This window comes from Rhodoferax sp. AJA081-3, assembly GCF_017798165.1.
In the GTDB taxonomy this organism is placed as follows: domain Bacteria; phylum Pseudomonadota; class Gammaproteobacteria; order Burkholderiales; family Burkholderiaceae_C; genus Allorhodoferax.
The window spans coordinates 4,709,348-4,725,553 of sequence record NZ_CP059068.1; the positions used below are offsets into that span (position 1 = coordinate 4,709,348).

15 protein-coding genes are annotated in these 16,206 nt (G+C 61.2%); 7 read left to right on the forward strand and 8 right to left on the reverse strand.

Annotated features, from left to right (window positions below):
* Positions 1 to 79 precede the first annotated feature (79 nt).
* Positions 80 to 1,294 (forward strand): fatty acid desaturase, encoded by a 1,215-nt coding sequence (locus tag HZ993_RS22070; RefSeq protein WP_209394853.1) that lies wholly within the window; start codon positions 80 to 82, stop codon positions 1,292 to 1,294.
* A gap of 432 nt (positions 1,295 to 1,726) precedes the next feature.
* Here the strand turns inward: HZ993_RS22070 and rpmG are convergent, their stop codons facing one another.
* The 3 genes from rpmG to trxB all read right to left on the reverse strand — a co-directional run bounded on the left by rpmG (position 1,727) and on the right by trxB (position 3,334).
* Positions 1,727 to 1,897: a 50S ribosomal protein L33 gene (gene rpmG / locus HZ993_RS22075; protein WP_011465453.1), complete on the reverse strand. Its 171-nt coding sequence runs from the start codon at positions 1,895 to 1,897 to the stop codon at positions 1,727 to 1,729.
* An 11-nt stretch (positions 1,898 to 1,908) separates the two neighbouring features.
* Positions 1,909 to 2,142 (reverse strand): 50S ribosomal protein L28, encoded by a 234-nt coding sequence (rpmB, locus tag HZ993_RS22080; protein ID WP_105260014.1) that lies wholly within the window; start codon positions 2,140 to 2,142, stop codon positions 1,909 to 1,911.
* 244 nt (positions 2,143 to 2,386) lie between these two features.
* Positions 2,387 to 3,334: a thioredoxin-disulfide reductase gene (trxB, locus tag HZ993_RS22085; protein ID WP_209394854.1), complete on the reverse strand. Its 948-nt coding sequence runs from the start codon at positions 3,332 to 3,334 to the stop codon at positions 2,387 to 2,389.
* Positions 3,335 to 3,458: 124 nt separating this feature from the next.
* On the opposite strand from trxB, the gene HZ993_RS22090 reads away from it, so the two are divergent.
* From HZ993_RS22090 to lolA, 3 genes are read left to right on the forward strand one after another with little or no spacing between them, the layout of a single operon-like run.
* A complete protein-coding gene (locus tag HZ993_RS22090; RefSeq protein ID WP_209394855.1) occupies positions 3,459 to 4,133 on the forward strand; it encodes a Crp/Fnr family transcriptional regulator in 675 nt (224 codons plus the stop codon).
* 60 nt (positions 4,134 to 4,193) lie between these two features.
* Positions 4,194 to 6,506, forward strand: coding sequence for a DNA translocase FtsK (locus HZ993_RS22095; RefSeq protein ID WP_209394856.1), 2,313 nt, complete (start codon positions 4,194 to 4,196; stop codon positions 6,504 to 6,506).
* Positions 6,507 to 6,566: 60 nt separating this feature from the next.
* The gene (gene lolA, locus HZ993_RS22100; RefSeq protein ID WP_209394857.1) at positions 6,567 to 7,196 is read left to right on the forward strand and encodes an outer membrane lipoprotein chaperone LolA; all 630 of its coding nucleotides are present in this window, start codon (positions 6,567 to 6,569) and stop codon (positions 7,194 to 7,196) included.
* Here the strand turns inward: lolA and HZ993_RS22105 are convergent.
* Both HZ993_RS22105 and HZ993_RS22110 read right to left on the reverse strand, forming a co-directional pair.
* The gene (locus HZ993_RS22105) at positions 7,159 to 9,429 is read right to left on the reverse strand and encodes an ATP-binding protein (protein WP_209394858.1); all 2,271 of its coding nucleotides are present in this window, start codon (positions 9,427 to 9,429) and stop codon (positions 7,159 to 7,161) included. The two genes, lolA and HZ993_RS22105, sit on opposite strands and share 38 nt — an antisense overlap.
* On the reverse strand, positions 9,426 to 11,150 hold the full coding sequence (locus HZ993_RS22110; RefSeq protein WP_209394859.1) for an ABC transporter substrate-binding protein: 1,725 nt from the start codon (positions 11,148 to 11,150) through the stop codon (positions 9,426 to 9,428). Before HZ993_RS22110 ends, HZ993_RS22105 begins: the two co-directional genes overlap by 4 nt.
* 100 nt (positions 11,151 to 11,250) lie before the next feature.
* On the opposite strand from HZ993_RS22110, the gene HZ993_RS22115 reads away from it, so the two are divergent.
* Positions 11,251 to 11,910, forward strand: coding sequence for a DUF1345 domain-containing protein (locus HZ993_RS22115; RefSeq protein ID WP_209394860.1), 660 nt, complete (start codon positions 11,251 to 11,253; stop codon positions 11,908 to 11,910).
* 1 nt (position 11,911) lies between these two features.
* Here the strand turns inward: HZ993_RS22115 and HZ993_RS22120 are convergent, their stop codons facing one another.
* From HZ993_RS22120 to HZ993_RS22130, 3 genes are read right to left on the reverse strand one after another with little or no spacing between them, the layout of a single operon-like run.
* Entirely contained in the window at positions 11,912 to 12,823 is a 912-nt protein-coding gene (locus HZ993_RS22120) for a DMT family transporter (protein ID WP_245213722.1), read from the reverse strand.
* Positions 12,820 to 13,314, reverse strand: a complete 495-nt coding sequence (locus tag HZ993_RS22125) for a methylated-DNA--[protein]-cysteine S-methyltransferase (RefSeq protein WP_209394861.1) — start codon at positions 13,312 to 13,314, stop codon at positions 12,820 to 12,822. Before HZ993_RS22125 ends, HZ993_RS22120 begins: the two co-directional genes overlap by 4 nt.
* Positions 13,315 to 13,374: 60 nt before the next feature.
* Positions 13,375 to 14,955: a DNA-3-methyladenine glycosylase 2 family protein gene (locus HZ993_RS22130; protein ID WP_209394862.1), complete on the reverse strand. Its 1,581-nt coding sequence runs from the start codon at positions 14,953 to 14,955 to the stop codon at positions 13,375 to 13,377.
* 115 nt (positions 14,956 to 15,070) lie between these two features.
* Here HZ993_RS22130 and HZ993_RS22135 point away from each other — a divergent pair, with 115 nt between their 5' ends.
* Positions 15,071 to 15,517, forward strand: a complete 447-nt coding sequence (locus tag HZ993_RS22135; RefSeq protein WP_209394863.1) for a hypothetical protein — start codon at positions 15,071 to 15,073, stop codon at positions 15,515 to 15,517.
* A 34-nt stretch (positions 15,518 to 15,551) separates the two neighbouring features.
* Positions 15,552 to 16,142 (forward strand): hypothetical protein, encoded by a 591-nt coding sequence (locus tag HZ993_RS22140; RefSeq protein WP_209394864.1) that lies wholly within the window; start codon positions 15,552 to 15,554, stop codon positions 16,140 to 16,142.
* Positions 16,143 to 16,206 lie beyond the last annotated feature (64 nt).

A 16,206-nucleotide genomic window follows, 5' to 3' on the forward strand; every position in this document is an offset into this window, starting at 1 on the left:
CTCTAAAATCGTAGACCGCGCCGGATGTGCTCCGGCCTTTCAGAAGAACTATTACGCGTTGTAAACAAGAGATCCGACCATGTTGTTACCCGATTGGGCCGTGCTGAATTCCGCCATTGACTGGTTTGCCCATGGACTTTGGGATTTGCATTGGTGGCAAATCGTGCTGTTCACGCTGGGCATGACCCATATCACCATGATCAGTGTGACGGTGTTTTTGCACCGCCACCAGGCCCACCGGGCACTGGACCTGCACCCCATAGCCTCGCATTTTTTCCGTTTCTGGCTGTGGCTGACCACCGGCCAGGTGACCAAGGAATGGGCTTCCATCCACCGCAAGCACCACGCCAAGTGTGAGCAGCCGGATGACCCGCACAGCCCCCATGTGTACGGTATCAAGACAGTGCTGTTGCAGGGCTATGAGTTGTACCGTGCCGAGGCGCAGAACAAAGACACCCTGAGCCGTTACGGCCATGGCACCCCCAGCGACTGGGTAGAGCGCCATGTGTACACAGGTTTGTCTTCGCTGGGTATTGTGCTGATGCTGGCCATTGACCTGGCGCTGTTCGGTGCCGCTGGTATGGTGGTCTGGGCGGTGCAAATGGCCTGGACGCCCGTCATGGCGGCCGGCATCATCAACGGTGCGGCGCACTACTGGGGTTATCGCAATTTCGAAGCGCCCGACGCCAGCAACAACATTTCACCCTGGGGTATCCTGATCGCCGGTGAAGAGTTGCACAACAACCACCACACCTATCCTACGTCGGCCAAGCTGTCGGTCAAGCCCTATGAATTTGATATCGGCTGGGTTTACATCAGCCTGATGCAGCGTGTGGGCTTGGCCAAGGTCAAGAAGACGCCGCCCAAGGCCGCCTATGGTGCGATACGGCCAGTGGCAGACGAGAAAACGCTGGAAGCGCTGATCGCCAACCGTTATGAGCTGATGGCCGGTTATGCCAAGAGCATGCGCCAGGCAGCCCGCACCGAGCTGGACGCCATGCGAGCGCGCAGCGCTGATGCGGCAGTCATCAAGGCCGCCAAACGCTGGATGCACCGTGACGTGGAGAAGGTGCCTGCATCTGCCGTGCCTGAACTGGAGAAAGCCCGTGCGGCATCGCCCATGCTGGACAAGATGGTGACCATGCGTGAGGAGTTGCGCCAGATGTGGCTGAACACTTCGGTTTCGCGCGAGCAGTTGACCAAGGATTTGCAGGCCTGGTGCCACCGGGCGGAAGAGAGCGGTATTGCCGCGCTGCGTGATTTTTCTATGCGGTTGCGTGCGGCGCACGTTTAAGTACGCTTCTTCGCACGTTCTAGAAAGCCCGTTGTTTAGCGGGCTTTTTTGTGGGTGAGTGATTTTTGAAGGGGCACTCTCTTCGCTTGCTCCAGAACAGTCGGGCCATGCGTTTTGCTCCGTGTCCCCCGCCCGCTGCGCGGACTCCTCCTTTTACCTGCGCAAAACGCATGGCCCGACTGTTCTTGCGGTGTGTGGCACGTCACCATTCTTGATTTGAACTTCATTCGCGCGCCAATCACTCCAGCGGCAGGCATGGGGCAGGCCTTTTGCGTAGGTAAAAGGAGGAGGGCCCGCAGGGCCCGGGGGACACGGAGCAAAAGGTCTGTCCCATGCCTGCTGCGTGCGAGAAAAGAAAGCTCGGCCTGCAACATTTTGCAGACGTAAAAAAGCCCACACAGGGCGGGCTCTTTCGGACAAGGGGAACCTGAATTACTTCAGCTTCATTTCCTTGTAGTCCACATGCTTGCGAGCTTTGGGATCAAATTTCTTGATCAACATCTTCTCGGGCATGGTTTTCTTGTTCTTGCTGGTCGTGTAGAAATGACCAGTACCTGCTGTGGATTCCAGCTTGATTTTTTCGCGTCCGCCTTTGGTTGCCATGGTTTTGCTCCTTATGCCTGGCCACGTGCGCGCAAATCTGCGAGCACAACATCAATACCCTTTTTGTCGATCAAACGCAGACCCGCGTTCGAAATCCGCAGGCGAACCCAACGGTTTTCTGTCTCGACCCAGAAACGGCGGTATTGCAGGTTCGGCAGGAACCGGCGCTTGGTTTTGTTGTTGGCGTGGGAAACATTGTTCCCGACCATGGGGCCTTTGCCCGTAACTTCACATACGCGTGCCATCAGGACACTCCGATACATTAAAACGGCTATTACTGGCGATCAAATCTGTTCGATTCGATCTCGCTTTAGCCTCACCTCGCCAATGAAAAAGGGTGGCGGTAACCCCCTGCCCAACTGCTATCAGTTGCGTGGCAGTGATTGCTATTGAGCCCAAGCCCTCACGGGCTGAATTCAGCAAAGCCTTGGATTATAGCGCTTTTAACAGCTAAAGCGATCTTCCCAACCGCCTTAACGGTTGAATGGGTCAGTCTTGTTCCAGAAAGCGTTGAGCGTCCAGCGCCGCCATGCAACCCGTGCCTGCACTGGTAATCGCCTGGCGGTAGACATGGTCCTGCACGTCGCCCGCTGCAAACACGCCAGGGACGGACGTTTGCGTGGCAAAGCCCTTCAAACCGCCCTGGGTGATGATGTAGCCGCCGGCCATTTCCAGCTGGCCCTGGAAGATGTCGGTGTTGGGCGAGTGGCCGATGGCGATGAAGCAACCGGTCAGCTTGATGTCTTCGGTGCTATCGTCCTTGGTGCTGCGCACACGGATGCCGGTCACGCCCGACGCATCACCCAGCACTTCATCCAAGGTCTTGAACGTTTTGAGTTCGATCTTGCCAGCGGCAACCTTTTCCATCAGCTTGTCCACCAAAATGGGCTCGGCCTTGAACTTGTCTCGGCGGTGCACCAGGTAAACCTTGCTGGCGATGTTGGACAAGTACAGCGCTTCTTCCACGGCGGTATTGCCACCACCCACCACGCAGCACACCTGGTCGCGGTAGAAAAAACCATCACAGGTGGCGCAACCGGATACACCCTTTCCCATGAACGCGGTTTCCGATGGCAGACCCAGGTATTTGGCCGATGCGCCGGTAGCGATGATCAGCGAATCGCAAGTGTAGGTTTTGTCACCGGTCAGCGTAAATGGCCGTTTGGACAGGTCCACGGAGCTGATGTGGTCAAACAGAATTTCGGTCTTGAAGCGCTCGGCGTGTTCCAGAAAACGTTGCATCAGCTCAGGGCCTTGCACGCCGTGTACATCGGCTGGCCAGTTGTCGACCTCGGTGGTGGTCATCAATTGGCCGCCTTGGACCATGCCGGTTACCAGAACCGGGTTGAGATTGGCACGCGCGGCGTATACGGCAGCGGTGTAGCCAGCGGGGCCCGAGCCCAGGATCAGGACTTTGGCGTGTTTGGGGTCGGACATGGGGTAGTAACCTTTTGTTGCGGGATACGAGAACGGGGCCGTGTACATTTCGGGGCAATGCAGGCCTTTTCAATGCGAACCCGATTGTAAGAAGTGCCGGCGCGAATGTCCCGGAGCCGATTTGATGACAATGCTGAGTAACCTGGATTTGATCCGCAGGGTCTCCCTGTTCTCCACTTTGACGCCTGAACAGGCCGAGGCCCTGGCGGCCACCGTTTCCAAAAAACGCTTCAAACGCGGCGAGATTCTGGTTGAACAGGGCAAAAAGACCGACGCTCTCTTTATTGTGTTGACCGGACGCACCCGCGTGCTGATGACTGACAGCAAGGGCCGCGAAGTGATTTTGGCAACACTGGCATCCGGTGACTACGTGGGCGAGATGAGCTTGATCGACAACGCACCCCATTCAGCAACCGTGGTCGCGGACCAGCAAGTGGATGTTCTGGTGCTGGGTCGCGACAGTTTTTTGCGCTGCCTGGGCGAAAACATGGAAATGTCCCATGCGGTCATGCGGGTGCTGGTGCAGCGTTTGCGCAAGGCCAGTGAAAACATCAGCTCCCTGGCGTTGGTGGGTGTTTATGGCCGCGTGGCCAAAGTGTTGCTGGAATCGTCGGTGCCAGACGCCAATGGCGACCTGCTCATCCGTGACAAGGTGTCGCGCCAGGACATTGCCAAAATGGTGGGTGCCTCGCGCGAAATGGTCAGCCGGGTCATGAAAGACTTTGAAGAGCAGGGGTTCATCCAACTGCTGGACACCGGCGCAGTGCGTGTCATAGAGCGGCGCTCCCAACCGCGCTAGGCGCCTGCGCCTGGACGCTGGCGTGCGTTAAGCTAGCCCCGACTGCCCGCTTTTTTTTACATGACCTATTCTCTCCATACCCTCCATTCCCCTGCACCCCAGCGCGCGCCAGCACCCACCGGCATGGGCCGCTTCGCCAATGAAATTGCGTTGATCGGTGGTTTTGTTTTTCTGGTCCTGTGGCTCACGGCATTGCTGACGTATTCCCCGCAAGACGCGGCCTGGTCCACATCGGGCACCGGTCTGCCGATTGCCAACAAGGTTGGGCGCCTGGGTGCCTGGCTGGCCGATGCCAGTTATTTCCTGCTGGGTTATTCTGCCTGGTGGTGTGTGGCGGTGGGCATTCGCCTGTGGCTGGCCTTGCTGGCCAACCGCCTGCGGGGTGATGTGGCCAGCCCTGCAGTCCCCCGGCGCTTTGTGTTCTGGATGGGCCTGGCGCTGCTGCTGTACGCCAGCACCTCGCTGGAATGGGCCCGTTTGTACAGCCTGGAGTCCCGTTTGCCAGACCATGCGGGTGGCGCCTTGGGCTACCTGCTGGGCCCTCTAAGTGTTAAGTGGCTGGGTTTCTCCGGTTCGGGCCTTGTTTCCATCGCTTTGGGCGTGATTGGATCTGCTCTGGTGTTTGGATTTTCGTGGATGCACGTCGCCGAGCGCATCGGTGCCCGGCTCGATGGCCTGGTCCAGTCCCGCAAACAGTCGCGCGAACGGGCCGAGGACCGTGTGCTGGGCCAACAAGCCATGCGTGAGCGCGAAGAGATTTTGATGGAAGAGCGTGAAGAAACGGTGGTGCACCACCCGCAGCCCATGGTCATCATGGAGCCCATCATCATCGACCCGCCACGCAGTGAGCGTGTCGCCAAAGAGCGCCAGAAACCCCTGTTTACTGAAATGCCGGACAGCAAGCTGCCGCAGGTGGATCTGCTCGATGGCGCACAACTGCGCCAGGAGACCGTAGCGCCCGAGACGCTTGAAATGACCAGCCGCATGATCGAGAAAAAGCTGAAGGACTTCGGCGTGGAAGTGCGCGTGGTGCTGGCCCAACCCGGCCCGGTGATCACCCGTTACGAGATCGAACCCGCCACCGGCGTCAAGGGCTCGCAGATCGTGGGGCTGGCCAAGGACCTGGCGCGCAGCCTGAGCCTGATCTCCATCCGCGTGGTCGAGACGATTCCCGGCAAGAACTACATGGCGCTGGAATTGCCCAACGCCAAGCGCCAGTCGATTCGCCTGTCGGAAATTTTGGGCTCGCAGGTCTACAACGACAGCAAATCCATGCTGACGATGGGCCTGGGCAAAGACATTGTGGGCAACCCCATCGTCGCCGACCTGGCCAAGATGCCCCACGTGCTGGTGGCCGGTACCACGGGCTCGGGAAAGTCGGTGGGTATCAACGCGATGATTTTGAGCCTGCTGTACAAGGCCGAGGCACGCGATGTGCGCCTGCTGATGATCGACCCCAAGATGCTGGAAATGTCGGTCTACGAAGGTATTCCGCACCTGCTCGCCCCCGTGGTGACCGACATGAAACAGGCCGCCCATGGCCTGACCTGGTGCGTGGCCGAGATGGAGCGCCGCTACAAGTTGCTGAGCAAAATGGGCGTGCGGAACCTGGCCGGTTACAACAACAAGATGGATGAGGCCAAGGCGCGTGGTGAATTCATCTACAACCCGTTCAGCCTGACGCCCGAGTCCCCCGAGCCGCTGGAGCGCCTGCCGCACATCGTGGTGGTTATCGACGAGCTGGCCGATCTGATGATGGTGGTCGGCAAGAAGATTGAAGAGCTGATCGCCCGCCTGGCGCAAAAGGCGCGTGCCGCCGGCATCCATTTGATCTTGGCCACGCAGCGCCCCAGCGTGGACGTGATTACCGGCCTGATCAAGGCCAATATCCCGACCCGTATAGCCTTCTCGGTCGGCTCCAAGATCGACAGCCGCACCATCCTGGACCAGATGGGCGCCGAAGCCCTGCTGGGCATGGGCGACATGTTGTACATGGCCAGCGGCACGGGCTTTCCTATCCGTGTGCACGGCGCCTTTGTCAGCGACGAAGAGGTGCACCGCGTGGTTAGCTACCTCAAGAGCCAGGGTGAACCAAACTACATCGAAGGTGTGCTGGAAGGCGGCACCGTGGATGGTGAAGGCGAACCCGGTGCAGACGGTGGCCCCAGCGGCGAGAAAGACCCCATGTACGACCAGGCCGTGGAAGTGGTGCTGAAGAACCGCAAGGCCAGCATCTCGCTGGTGCAACGCCACCTGAAAATTGGCTACAACCGCGCGGCCCGGCTGGTGGAAGACATGGAAAAGGCCGGCCTGGTCAGCTCCATGAGTACCAACGGCCAGCGGGATATTTTGGTCCCCGCGCGAACCGAATGAGTTTTTGTGGATCACACACCGGTGCAGAGCCCATGCGTGCTGCCGACAACTGAGTAAACCATGAAACAAATTGCTACGTTTTTTATAGCTGCTTATGTAGCATCCGCGGGGGCTACAGGCCTAGATGGCTTGGAAGCCTTCGTCAAGACGGTGAAGACAGCTCGCACCGACTTCACCCAGGTGGTGACGGTACCCGCCAAAGAGGGCCAGGCCGCACGCACCAAGACCTCCAGCGGTGTTTTCGAGTTCTCCCGCCCCGGGCGTTTCCGTTTTGTCTACAAAAAGCCGTTTGAACAAACCATAGTGGCCGACGGCCAGACCCTGTGGCTGTATGACGTGGACCTGAACCAGGTGACGTCGCGCCCGCAAGCCCAGGCACTGGGCTCAACACCCGCCGCACTCATCGCTTCGGCCGCTGATCTAAAAGCCTTGCAGGCCGACTTTGCGCTCAAGGCCGATGCCGATAGCGAAGGCCTGGAGTGGGTGCTGGCCACGCCCAAAGTCAAGGACAGCGCCTTGCAGACCGTGCGTGTGGGCTTCAAGGCCGGTGAGCTGGCCGTGCTGGAAATCGTCGACAGTTTTGGCCAGAAGTCCAGCCTGCGCTTTAGCGCCTTCAAGGCCAATGTGGCGCTGGAGCCCGCAGCTTTTGCGTTCAAGCCACCAGCGGGAGCGGACGTGATTCGCCAGTAGCCGACTGTGGCGCACACCGTGGCAAGTGCACGGTGATCAGTGTGCCCGCATCAGGGCTGGACGCAATCTCAATGCTGCCACCTAGCACATCGTGCACGATGTTGTAGACGATGTTCATGCCCAGACCCGATCCACCTTGCCCCAGCTTGGTGGTGAAAAAGGGGTCGAACACCCGGTTGCGTGTGTCCTCCGTCATGCCTATGCCATCGTCGCTGAACTGCAGCGTCACCCGGTCGGCGCCAGACGCCACCGCGCGCACATGCATCTGCCCGCGCTCGCGTCCCTCAAAACCATGCTGCAGCGCGTTGCTGACAAAGTTGGTAACCAGTTGCCCCAGCGCACCGGGAAAGCTGTCCATCTCCACCCGATCCGGCAGTGCCAAGGTCAGTGTGAAGGGGGTGTTCTTGTACATGGGCTCCAGCGTCAGGCACACCTCGCGCAGTGTGGTTTGCAGGTCGAAGACGCGGCGCTGGTCGCTGGACTGGTCGACCGCCACCCGTTTGAAGCTGCGGATCAGTTCGCTGGCGCGGGTCAGGGCCCGCATCAGGATATCGGTGCCGCGCTGGGCGTTTTCCAGAAAATACTGCAGCGTGGATCTGCGTAGCTCACCTTTCTCGAACGCCTGGGCCAGGTCAGCCACTTGGTACTGCAAGGTGCTGCCCACGGTCACGCTGTTGCCAATGGGGGTGTTGAGCTCGTGGGCCACACCGGCCACCAAAGAGCCCAGTGCGGCCAGTTTTTCGGAGCGAACCAACTCGGTCTGCATGGCCCGCACCGAGGCCAGCGCCACGCTGAGCTCGTTGTTCGCTATTTCCAGCTTTTCGGTGCGTGCCTGCACCCGCAGCTCCAGCTCCAGGTTCATACTGCGGATTTCACGTTCGACCTCGCGCTGGCGGGTGACGTCGACCACGGTAAACAGAACCAGTTTTTCGCTACCCGCCAGGAAGCTGCGGCCCGACATCTGGCATGTGATGGTGTGGCCATCGCGGTGCCGGTGTTCCACTTCAAACCGGTCCACCGTACCGTTGGGCACCAGGGCCGCCACCAGTTTTTCGCGTTGCTCCGGGTTGACCCAGATGCCCAGTTCGCGTGCGCTGCGCCCTATGACGTCTTGCAACTGGTAGCCGTACTGGGCCAGCCAGGCATCGTTGGCCTCGACAAACTGCCCGTCCAGGTTACGCACCAGGGTGTGTGGCACCGGCGACTGGCGGAACAGGCCAAAAAACTTGGCCTCGCTCTCGCGCAGCGAAACCTGGGTGTGTTGCAGGCGTTTGATGTACACGCGCAGCGTGTAGGTCAGCGCTGCGACCAGTGCAATGCTGAACAAGGCCAGCAGCAGGCGCTCGTAGGTGCGGTTCTCCCAGGAGGCGAGCACGTTTTCATAGTCCCGCGCATACACCATGGTCACGGGAAAGCCGGCCAGCCTGCGGTAGGTGTACAGCTTGGGGCCGTCATCGTCATCCAGAAACGTTTCGTCGTTGAACGACCCCTCCAGCGCAGCGGAGCGCAGGGTATCCAGCAGGGGGGAATCGGTGACATCGCGGTCCACATACCGGGCCTCAAAGGGTGAACGTGCAAGGATGAAGCCCTGGTTGGATAGCAGGGTCACGCTGGCCTTGTTTTCCTTGGCCACTCGGGAGTACAGCGTGCCGAAGTAGGCCAGCCGTATGTCCACACTGACCACCCCCGCCGGCAGGCCGCGCTGGTCGTACAGGGTGCGGGCCACGGGTATGACCCATTGGCTGTCGTAGGCGCTGGCATAGGGGTGGCCCACCACGGGTTCGTCGTCGGCGGCGTTCTTGAGCAGGTACTGGATGTGGCTGCGCTGCGAAGCCTCGGTCTGGTGTGTGGGGTAGTCGGGTGAGCTGATCCAGCTCAGGCCCTGGGGCGTGACGTATTGCAGGGCTTTGAGGTGGCGGCTGTGCCCGATGTCGTGGCTGGCCACGATGCCGCGGATCAAACCGGGCGATTCGTACTGGTCACTGGCGCGCACGGCACGGGCCACCCGGTCCAGGGTGTGCACGGCGTCTTGCAGGGTCTGGCTGGCGTGTTCCTCTAGCAGGCGCACCGCCACCAGGCCGTTGTTGGTTTCCGAGGCCAGGGTTTGTTGTTTGTCCTGCGCAATGGCCCACCAGGTCTGGCCAGCAATCGTGAGCGTGGTGGCCAGCGCAAACAGCAGCAGCGCCAGGTGGGTGCGCGCCAGCGTGCGCTCAGAGAGGTTTTGCCGTGTCATTGCACGCGGCCCTCTTTCCAGGCCTGCAGCAGGCGTTCATAGGCAATGGTCTCGCCCTTGGGTTTTTCGTCGGCCAGCTTTTGCCAGGGCGCGCCTTTGTTGGACAACCGCTTCGATATATCCCGTTTGGCATTGAGCTTGGGCGTGCAATGCTGCATGCCTGTGTTTTGCAGATCGGCCAGCACCTGGTCCATGGCCATGGCCAGGCTGTCCATGGCGGCTTGAGGGGTCTTCTCTCCACTGATGGCGGTGGCCACATTGGCCCACCACAGGCGGGCGATGCGGGGGTAGTCGGGCACATTGGTGCCGGTGGGTGTCCAGGCCACACGGGCGGGGCTGCGGTAGAACTCCACCAGGCCACCGTAGCGGCTGGCGTTGCGGGTGAAGTAGTCGTGTTTGATGTCGGACTCGCGGATAAAGGTCAGCCCGACGATGGACTTGCGCAGCGACACGGTTTTGGAGGTCACAAACTGCGCATACAGCCAGGCCGCGGTCATCTGTGGGACCGGTGTGGATTTCAAAAACGTCCACGCCCCCACGTCCTGGTAGCCGTTTTGCATGCCGGTCTTCCAGTAGGGGCCATGCGGTGAAGGTGCCATGCGCCACTTGGGGCTGCCATCTTTGTTGACGGCGGCCGAACCGGCTTGCGTGGCCGATGCGGTGAATGCCGTGTACCAAAAAATTTGCTGCGCAATCTGCCCCTGCGCGGGCACGGGCCCGGCGTCGGTAAACGTCATGTTGACGGCCTCGGGCGGCGCGTATTGTTTGAGCCACTGCACATACTTGGTCAGGGCAAAAACGGCGGCGGGGGAGTTGGTGGCGCCACCGCGCTCTACCGATGCGCCCACTGGCGTGCACTGGTCGGTAGCCACCCGTATGCCCCATTCGTCCACCGGCAGGCCGTTGGGGATGCCCTTGTCGGCCGCACCGGCCATGGACAGCCAGGCATCGGTAAAACGCCAGCCCAGGGATGGGTCGCGTTTGCCATAGTCCATGTGGCCAAACACCTTTTTGCCATCCAGCTCCTTGACATCGTTGCTGAAGAAGTTGGCAATGTCTTCGTAGGCGGACCAGTTCAGCGGCACACCCAGCTCGTAGCCGTATTTGGTGCGGAAGCGGTCCTTCAGGTCGCTGCGCGCAAACCAGTCCGCGCGAAACCAGTACAGGTTGGCAAACTGCTGGTCGGGCAACTGGTAGATCTTGCCGTCGGGCGCGGTGGTGAACGACCTGCCGATAAAGTCCGCCAGGTCCAGACCCGGGTTGGTGTATTCCTTGCCCGCGCCCAGCATGAAGTCCGACAGTGGCACCACCGAGCCATACCGGTAGTGGGTGCCAATCAGGTCGGAGTCGGAAATCCAGCCGTCGTAGTCTGACTTGCCGCTTTTGATGGCCGCGTACAGCTTGTCCACCAGGTCCCCTTCGGGAATGATGTCGTGTTGCACGGTGATGCCGGTGATCTCTCCGAAGGCCTTGGCCAGCGTGCGCGATTCGTATTCGTGGGTGTCGATCTTTTCAGACACCACACGTATGGTCTTGATGCCCTGGCGTTTGAGCTGGGCGGACGCCTGGATGAACCACTGCAGCTCTTGCTCTTGCTGCTCGCGTGTCAGGGTGGAGGGCTTGAACTCATCGTCCAGCCAGCGTGTGGCGGCACCGGTGTCGGCCCAACACACCAATGGCGCCAGCAGCGTCAGGTAAGCTAGTCCCATAGAGATGCGCATGTGCAATACCTTTGAGGTTCAGCCTGCGTGGATTCGGGGATCGCCGCCCCACACTGCGATAGACCCAAGTTTGCACCAAAATCAAGCGAGACAACGCACCATGCACGGTCATTTTTCGGAGACCACGGGCCACCAGCGCCTGGTTTATGGGGCTTTGGTGGGCGCCGGGGTGGCCTTGCTGCCCCTGCCCACCGCCTGGTCCACCCAGGTATTGCTGGCCTGGTGCGCGGGCAGTGGCACGTTTTTGGCCCTGTCCTGGTGGCTGGCCGTGCGGTTCGATGCCCAGCGCACCCGTGCCCGGGCGCTGGCACAAGACCAATCCCATCGGATCCTGTCGGGCCTGTTGCTGCTGTCGGTTTTTATCAGTGCTGGCGCCATCGCGTTGATGCTGCAGCATGTCAAAGACCTGGCCACTGCGCAACGCGCGGCGCACCTGGCGTTGTCCATGTTGGCCCTGGCCGCGTCGTGGTTGCTGATGCAGACCGTTTTTGCCTTCCACTATGCCCACCTGTACTACCAATGTGAGTCGCGCGGCCATGCTGCCGGGGCGGGGCTGCAATTCCCCGGCAAACAGGCGCCGGATTATTTTGACTTTTTGTACTTCGCCCACGTGGTGGGCATGACGTCCCAGGTGTCGGACGTGGTGGTCACTGCACGCCACATGCGCCGCCTGACGCTGTTGCACAGCCTGGCCGCCTTTGCGTTCAACATGCTGGTGCTGGCGCTGAGCATCAATGTGGTGGCGGGTGCCCTGCAGTAAATTATTTGCGACTAAAGCGCACCAGCCCGGTCGACAAGCTGGTGCCAATGACGATGACCACACCGCAGACCAGCATCCACGACGTGACCTCTTCGCCCAGCAGCACCACGCCATACAGCAGCGCAAACACCGGGATGCCAAAGGTGACGGACAACGCCCGTGCCGGCCCGGCCCGCTCGATCAGGCGAAAGTACAGGATGTAGGCCACACCGGTGCACAAGACCCCCAGTGCCACCACGGCCAGCCAGGCGTTCAATGACACAGCCTGTGTGGGCCAGTACCACCAGGCCAGCGGCACCAGACCAATGGCGGCACCCAACTGGCTGCCGGTGGCCGACACCAGCGAGGGCAGGCCCGACATATACCGCTTGGTAAAACTGGCCGCAATGCCGTAACACAGCGTGGCCAGCAGGCAGGCCAGCACGGCCCAGCCCGTGGCGTTGCCGCTGGCATCGGGCTTGAAGCTGGCCTTGTCCCAGGCCAGCAGGGCCACACCGGCAAAACCAATCAGCAGACCCACGGCACGGGAGCCGGTGGGCCGGTCCTTGAGCCACAGCCAGGCGATGACGGCGCCAAACAGCGGCGTGGTCGCGTTCAGGATGGACGATAGGCCCGTGGTGATGGACAGCAGCGCAAAGCTGAAGCAGGCAAAGGGAATGGCCGAGTTCAGAATGCCCACGGCAAAACTCAGTTTCCAGTGCTGGCGTAGGCTGGCCCCGTGGCCGCGCAAAAACACAATGGGCAGCAAGAAGAGTGCGGCAATCGCCACCCGCAGGCCGGCCGTGGCGAACACGCCCAGCTCTTTGGCACCCATGCGAATGAAGAGGAACGACGCACCCCAGATGGCTGCCAGCAACACAAAATCGAGCAGCCAGGCTTTCTTGGCAGGAGTGGCGGATGCAACGGTGCTCACAGGCGGCTTTCCAGTTGCAGCAGCGCCACTTTGCGCGGCAGGCCACCGGCATAACCGGTCATAGCCCCGTTGGCGCCCACCACACGGTGGCAGGGCACGATGATGCTGATGGGGTTGCGCCCCACGGCGCCACCCACGGCCCGTACGGCATTCGGGTTGCCAATCGATTGGCTGATGGCGCCATAACTGGTGGTCGCACCAGGTTCAATACCTTGCAAGGCGGTCCACACACGTTGCTGGAACGGTGTGCCGCGGCCCAGGTCCACCGGCACATCAAACTGGCTGCGTTCACCCGCAAAGTACTGCTGCAGCTCGTCGGCTGCCATACGCAACACCGGGTGGGTGGTAGATACAGTCCACTTGCTGGTGTCAGGCGCGTGTTTCTGGCCATCAAAGCCGACCCAGACCAGGGCATCCTCATGGGCGACCAGGGTCATGGCGCCCCAGGGGCTGGTCAGTGCACAGCGAACGGTTGTACGGAGTTGTTTCATGAAAAAATGGGCCTCTAGCTCGCGTGAAATATGGTTATAAAGCTATCAAATATATAGCAATCAGGTGGTGGTGATGGCCTCAGGCGGCTTGGCCAGACTGGCCCAGGCGCGCACCACCGCGTAACTGCGCCAGGGTTTCCAGCGCTGCGAAGCTGCCTCGGCTGCCTGCTGCGGGTTGGACGCGTTGCGCACGCCCAAGGCGCTTTGCAGCGCCACGTCGCCGGCCACAAAGGCATCGGGCCAGCGCAGCGCCCGCATGGCAATGTAGTTGGCCGTCCAGGGCCCAATGCCGGGTAGGGCCTGCAGCGCGGCCAGGGTGGCGGGAATGTCCACCCCCGGTTGCAACACCACATGCCCATTGATGACCGCCTGTGCCAGCGCCTGGATGGCAGCCTGGCGTTGGCGGACTATGCCCATCTGCCCCAGCGCCTCGCCCGAGGCCTGTACTAGTACCTGGGGTGTGGGGAACAAACGGTTGACACCTGGCGGTCCCTTGGGCAGCTCGCCACCCCAGCGCTCCACCAGGCGCGCGCCCAGTGTGCGGGCAGCCTGCACCGTGATCTGCTGGCCCAGGATGGCGCGTACGCCCAGCTCAAAACCATCCAGACAGCCCGGCACGCGCAGGCCCTCAGCACCGGCAAAGGCATCCGCCATGCAGGCATTGATGGCAGCGGGCTCGGCGTCCAGGTCTAGCAGAGCACGCAGCCGTGCCAGCACCTGGGGCAGGGCGTCACCCAGGCTGTTGCAGATGTCAAACACCACCGTGCACCGCTCGGGCTCAAAACGCGCCTGCACCCAGCCAATGTAAGTCTGCTTGCCCACGGTCAGTGACAGGGTGCGCGCCAGTGTCAGCCGCTGCACGTCAACCTGCTCCATGCCGGCAATCTGGCGCGTGGCAAAAAAGCCCAGCATGGCAGCCACGTCGTAGGGTGGGCGGTACGCGCTTTTGAGCACAAAGCCGCTGGTGTTGGGCGCGGTGGCGCCGTCCTCCGGTTCGCGGTCCTTGCGCAGCTGGCGGGGTTGCAGGCGGTAGTGTTCGACAAAACTCGCGTTGAAGCGGCGCAGGCTGCCAAAACCGCTGAGGGTTGCGACCTGTGTCACCGGCAGTTGGGTATCGGTCAACAGCCGCTTGGCCATCAGCAGGCGGCGGGTCTGCAGGTACTGCAAGGGTGACACGCCCCAATGCGTTTCAAAAATGCGGCGCACATGGCGTTCACTCACGCCCAGGCGGGTGGCCAGATCGGCCATGCTGGGTGTGCCATCGCTCCACAGCGCGGGCTCGTCCAGCAGGCGCGCGGCCTGCTGCGCCAGGATGGCGGATGCGTCTTGGGTGGACCAGTTTTGCAGGCTGCCCAGCGCCGCACCATTGAGCGGCGTGGCTCCCGGGGCCAGCTCGGGCCGGCAGCGCAGACAAGGGCGGTAACCTGCCGATTCGGCCTGGGCCGCCAGGGCAAAGAAGCGGCAGTTCTCCCGCTTGGGCGTGCGCACCCGGCACACCGGGCGGCAGTAAACGCCGGTGGAGCTGACCGCCGTAAAGAAGCGGCCATCAAACCGCGCATCCCGCGCCTTCAGCGCCAGGTAACAGGCGTCTGCATCGTCCATGGAGACGGGGCTGTTGGGGGATGGGCTGGTGGCTTGCATGCTGGGAATGATACGCAGCAGGGCGCTGCAGAGTAGCCATTTTCGGACACGTGGCTGGAAGGGGGTTGTGTGGGCTATATTGCGGGCCACGTTCCAACCTTGGCCACCCCACAGCATGCAACTCCGCGCCCTCGTCATCAAATCAGTCACCACGGGCAGTTTTGCCGCGCTGGCCATGGTGCCGTTTGGTTTTGCCTTTCGCGTGACCGGCATGCGTGTGGGCCACTACGGGCCCAAGTTTGCCGAGCTGTACAGCACCAACCCCGGGCCCGCGCTGCTGTTTGCCCAGCACATGGTTTTGGGGTGGATATCGGCCGTGCCGCTGGTCTGGGCGCTGGCCGGTGTTCGCAGTTATGCAGTGGCGCTGTTGATGGGCGCAGCCTACGGTGTGGCGTACTACGTCGTGATCAACGCGCTGGCCTTGCCCATCTATTTTGCTGATATGTTGCCCTGGAATCTGGGGTTGCCCACCGTCGTGCCCAGCCTGGTGGTCCATGCCGTGTTTGGCCTTGCCGTGGCGTATGCCGAGCGTGGAGGTTTTTGGGGCCGGCGCGTTGACTAGACGTTGATTCCGTCACGGGAGCATTGATCCTCACATGCATCTCTCAGAAGCAGAGTTCATCGAAGTTGCGAAGCGCTTTTTGGCCATCAACGTTCAGGCTGCGCAGGCCTACAACCAGGCGCAGGCCGCGTTGCAGCTCGACGTTGTGCTTTCCCAGGACAGGTTGTGCACCGCAGCCGGAACACAGATGTCTCTGCAGACATTGGAGCAGCTGTCCGCGTTGACGAAGGCACACAAAGCGACCTTCCAGCAGGTCGTTTTGGGGGCCACCTCTGCGCTGGTGGAGACGATGTCCGGGATGCCGGAAGCGTTGCAACAGGAACACCGATCCAGCCTGGTCACCACGGTCAACTTGCATCTTTCTGCCCAAAGTGATTTTTATGCCGGTCGCGAACGCTGGATCCAAGCCGCCAACGCCATCTGTCACCTGGTCGAAGCACGCCGTGCGACATCGCACTTTGGGGAACACGGCATCGTTTTCGCCGATGACCGCGACGCGGACACGTTGGACGCGCATTTGCAGGTCATAGAAGAGGTCCACCAACAGGAAGTTGTGCGCATGAATGAACGGCTGAGCCGCATGGCCCAATCGGCCGCAATTCTGGGGATTCGCCCTCTGGGGTGAGGGTGCCGGGGCGGTGGCGGAATCATTGCCATTGATTTTGGCCTCTAGCCCCCGTGAAATATGA

Bases quoted from the DNA above. Each gene is read 5' to 3' on its own strand.
- HZ993_RS22070 (WP_209394853.1), top strand. From the start codon at position 80: ATGTTGTTACCCGATTGGGCCGTGCTGAATTCCGCCATTGACTGGTTT.
- rpmG (WP_011465453.1), bottom strand. From the start codon at position 1,897: ATGGCAACCAAAGGCGGACGCGAAAAAATCAAGCTGGAATCCACAGCA.
- rpmB (WP_105260014.1), bottom strand. From the start codon at position 2,142: ATGGCACGCGTATGTGAAGTTACGGGCAAAGGCCCCATGGTCGGGAAC.
- trxB (WP_209394854.1), bottom strand. From the start codon at position 3,334: ATGTCCGACCCCAAACACGCCAAAGTCCTGATCCTGGGCTCGGGCCCC.
- HZ993_RS22090 (WP_209394855.1), top strand. From the start codon at position 3,459: ATGACAATGCTGAGTAACCTGGATTTGATCCGCAGGGTCTCCCTGTTC.
- HZ993_RS22095 (WP_209394856.1), top strand. From the start codon at position 4,194: ATGACCTATTCTCTCCATACCCTCCATTCCCCTGCACCCCAGCGCGCG.
- lolA (WP_209394857.1), top strand. From the start codon at position 6,567: ATGAAACAAATTGCTACGTTTTTTATAGCTGCTTATGTAGCATCCGCG.
- HZ993_RS22105 (WP_209394858.1), bottom strand. From the start codon at position 9,429: ATGACACGGCAAAACCTCTCTGAGCGCACGCTGGCGCGCACCCACCTG.
- HZ993_RS22110 (WP_209394859.1), bottom strand. From the start codon at position 11,150: ATGCGCATCTCTATGGGACTAGCTTACCTGACGCTGCTGGCGCCATTG.
- HZ993_RS22115 (WP_209394860.1), top strand. From the start codon at position 11,251: ATGCACGGTCATTTTTCGGAGACCACGGGCCACCAGCGCCTGGTTTAT.
- HZ993_RS22125 (WP_209394861.1), bottom strand. From the start codon at position 13,314: ATGAAACAACTCCGTACAACCGTTCGCTGTGCACTGACCAGCCCCTGG.
- HZ993_RS22130 (WP_209394862.1), bottom strand. From the start codon at position 14,955: ATGCAAGCCACCAGCCCATCCCCCAACAGCCCCGTCTCCATGGACGAT.
- HZ993_RS22135 (WP_209394863.1), top strand. From the start codon at position 15,071: ATGCAACTCCGCGCCCTCGTCATCAAATCAGTCACCACGGGCAGTTTT.
- HZ993_RS22140 (WP_209394864.1), top strand. From the start codon at position 15,552: ATGCATCTCTCAGAAGCAGAGTTCATCGAAGTTGCGAAGCGCTTTTTG.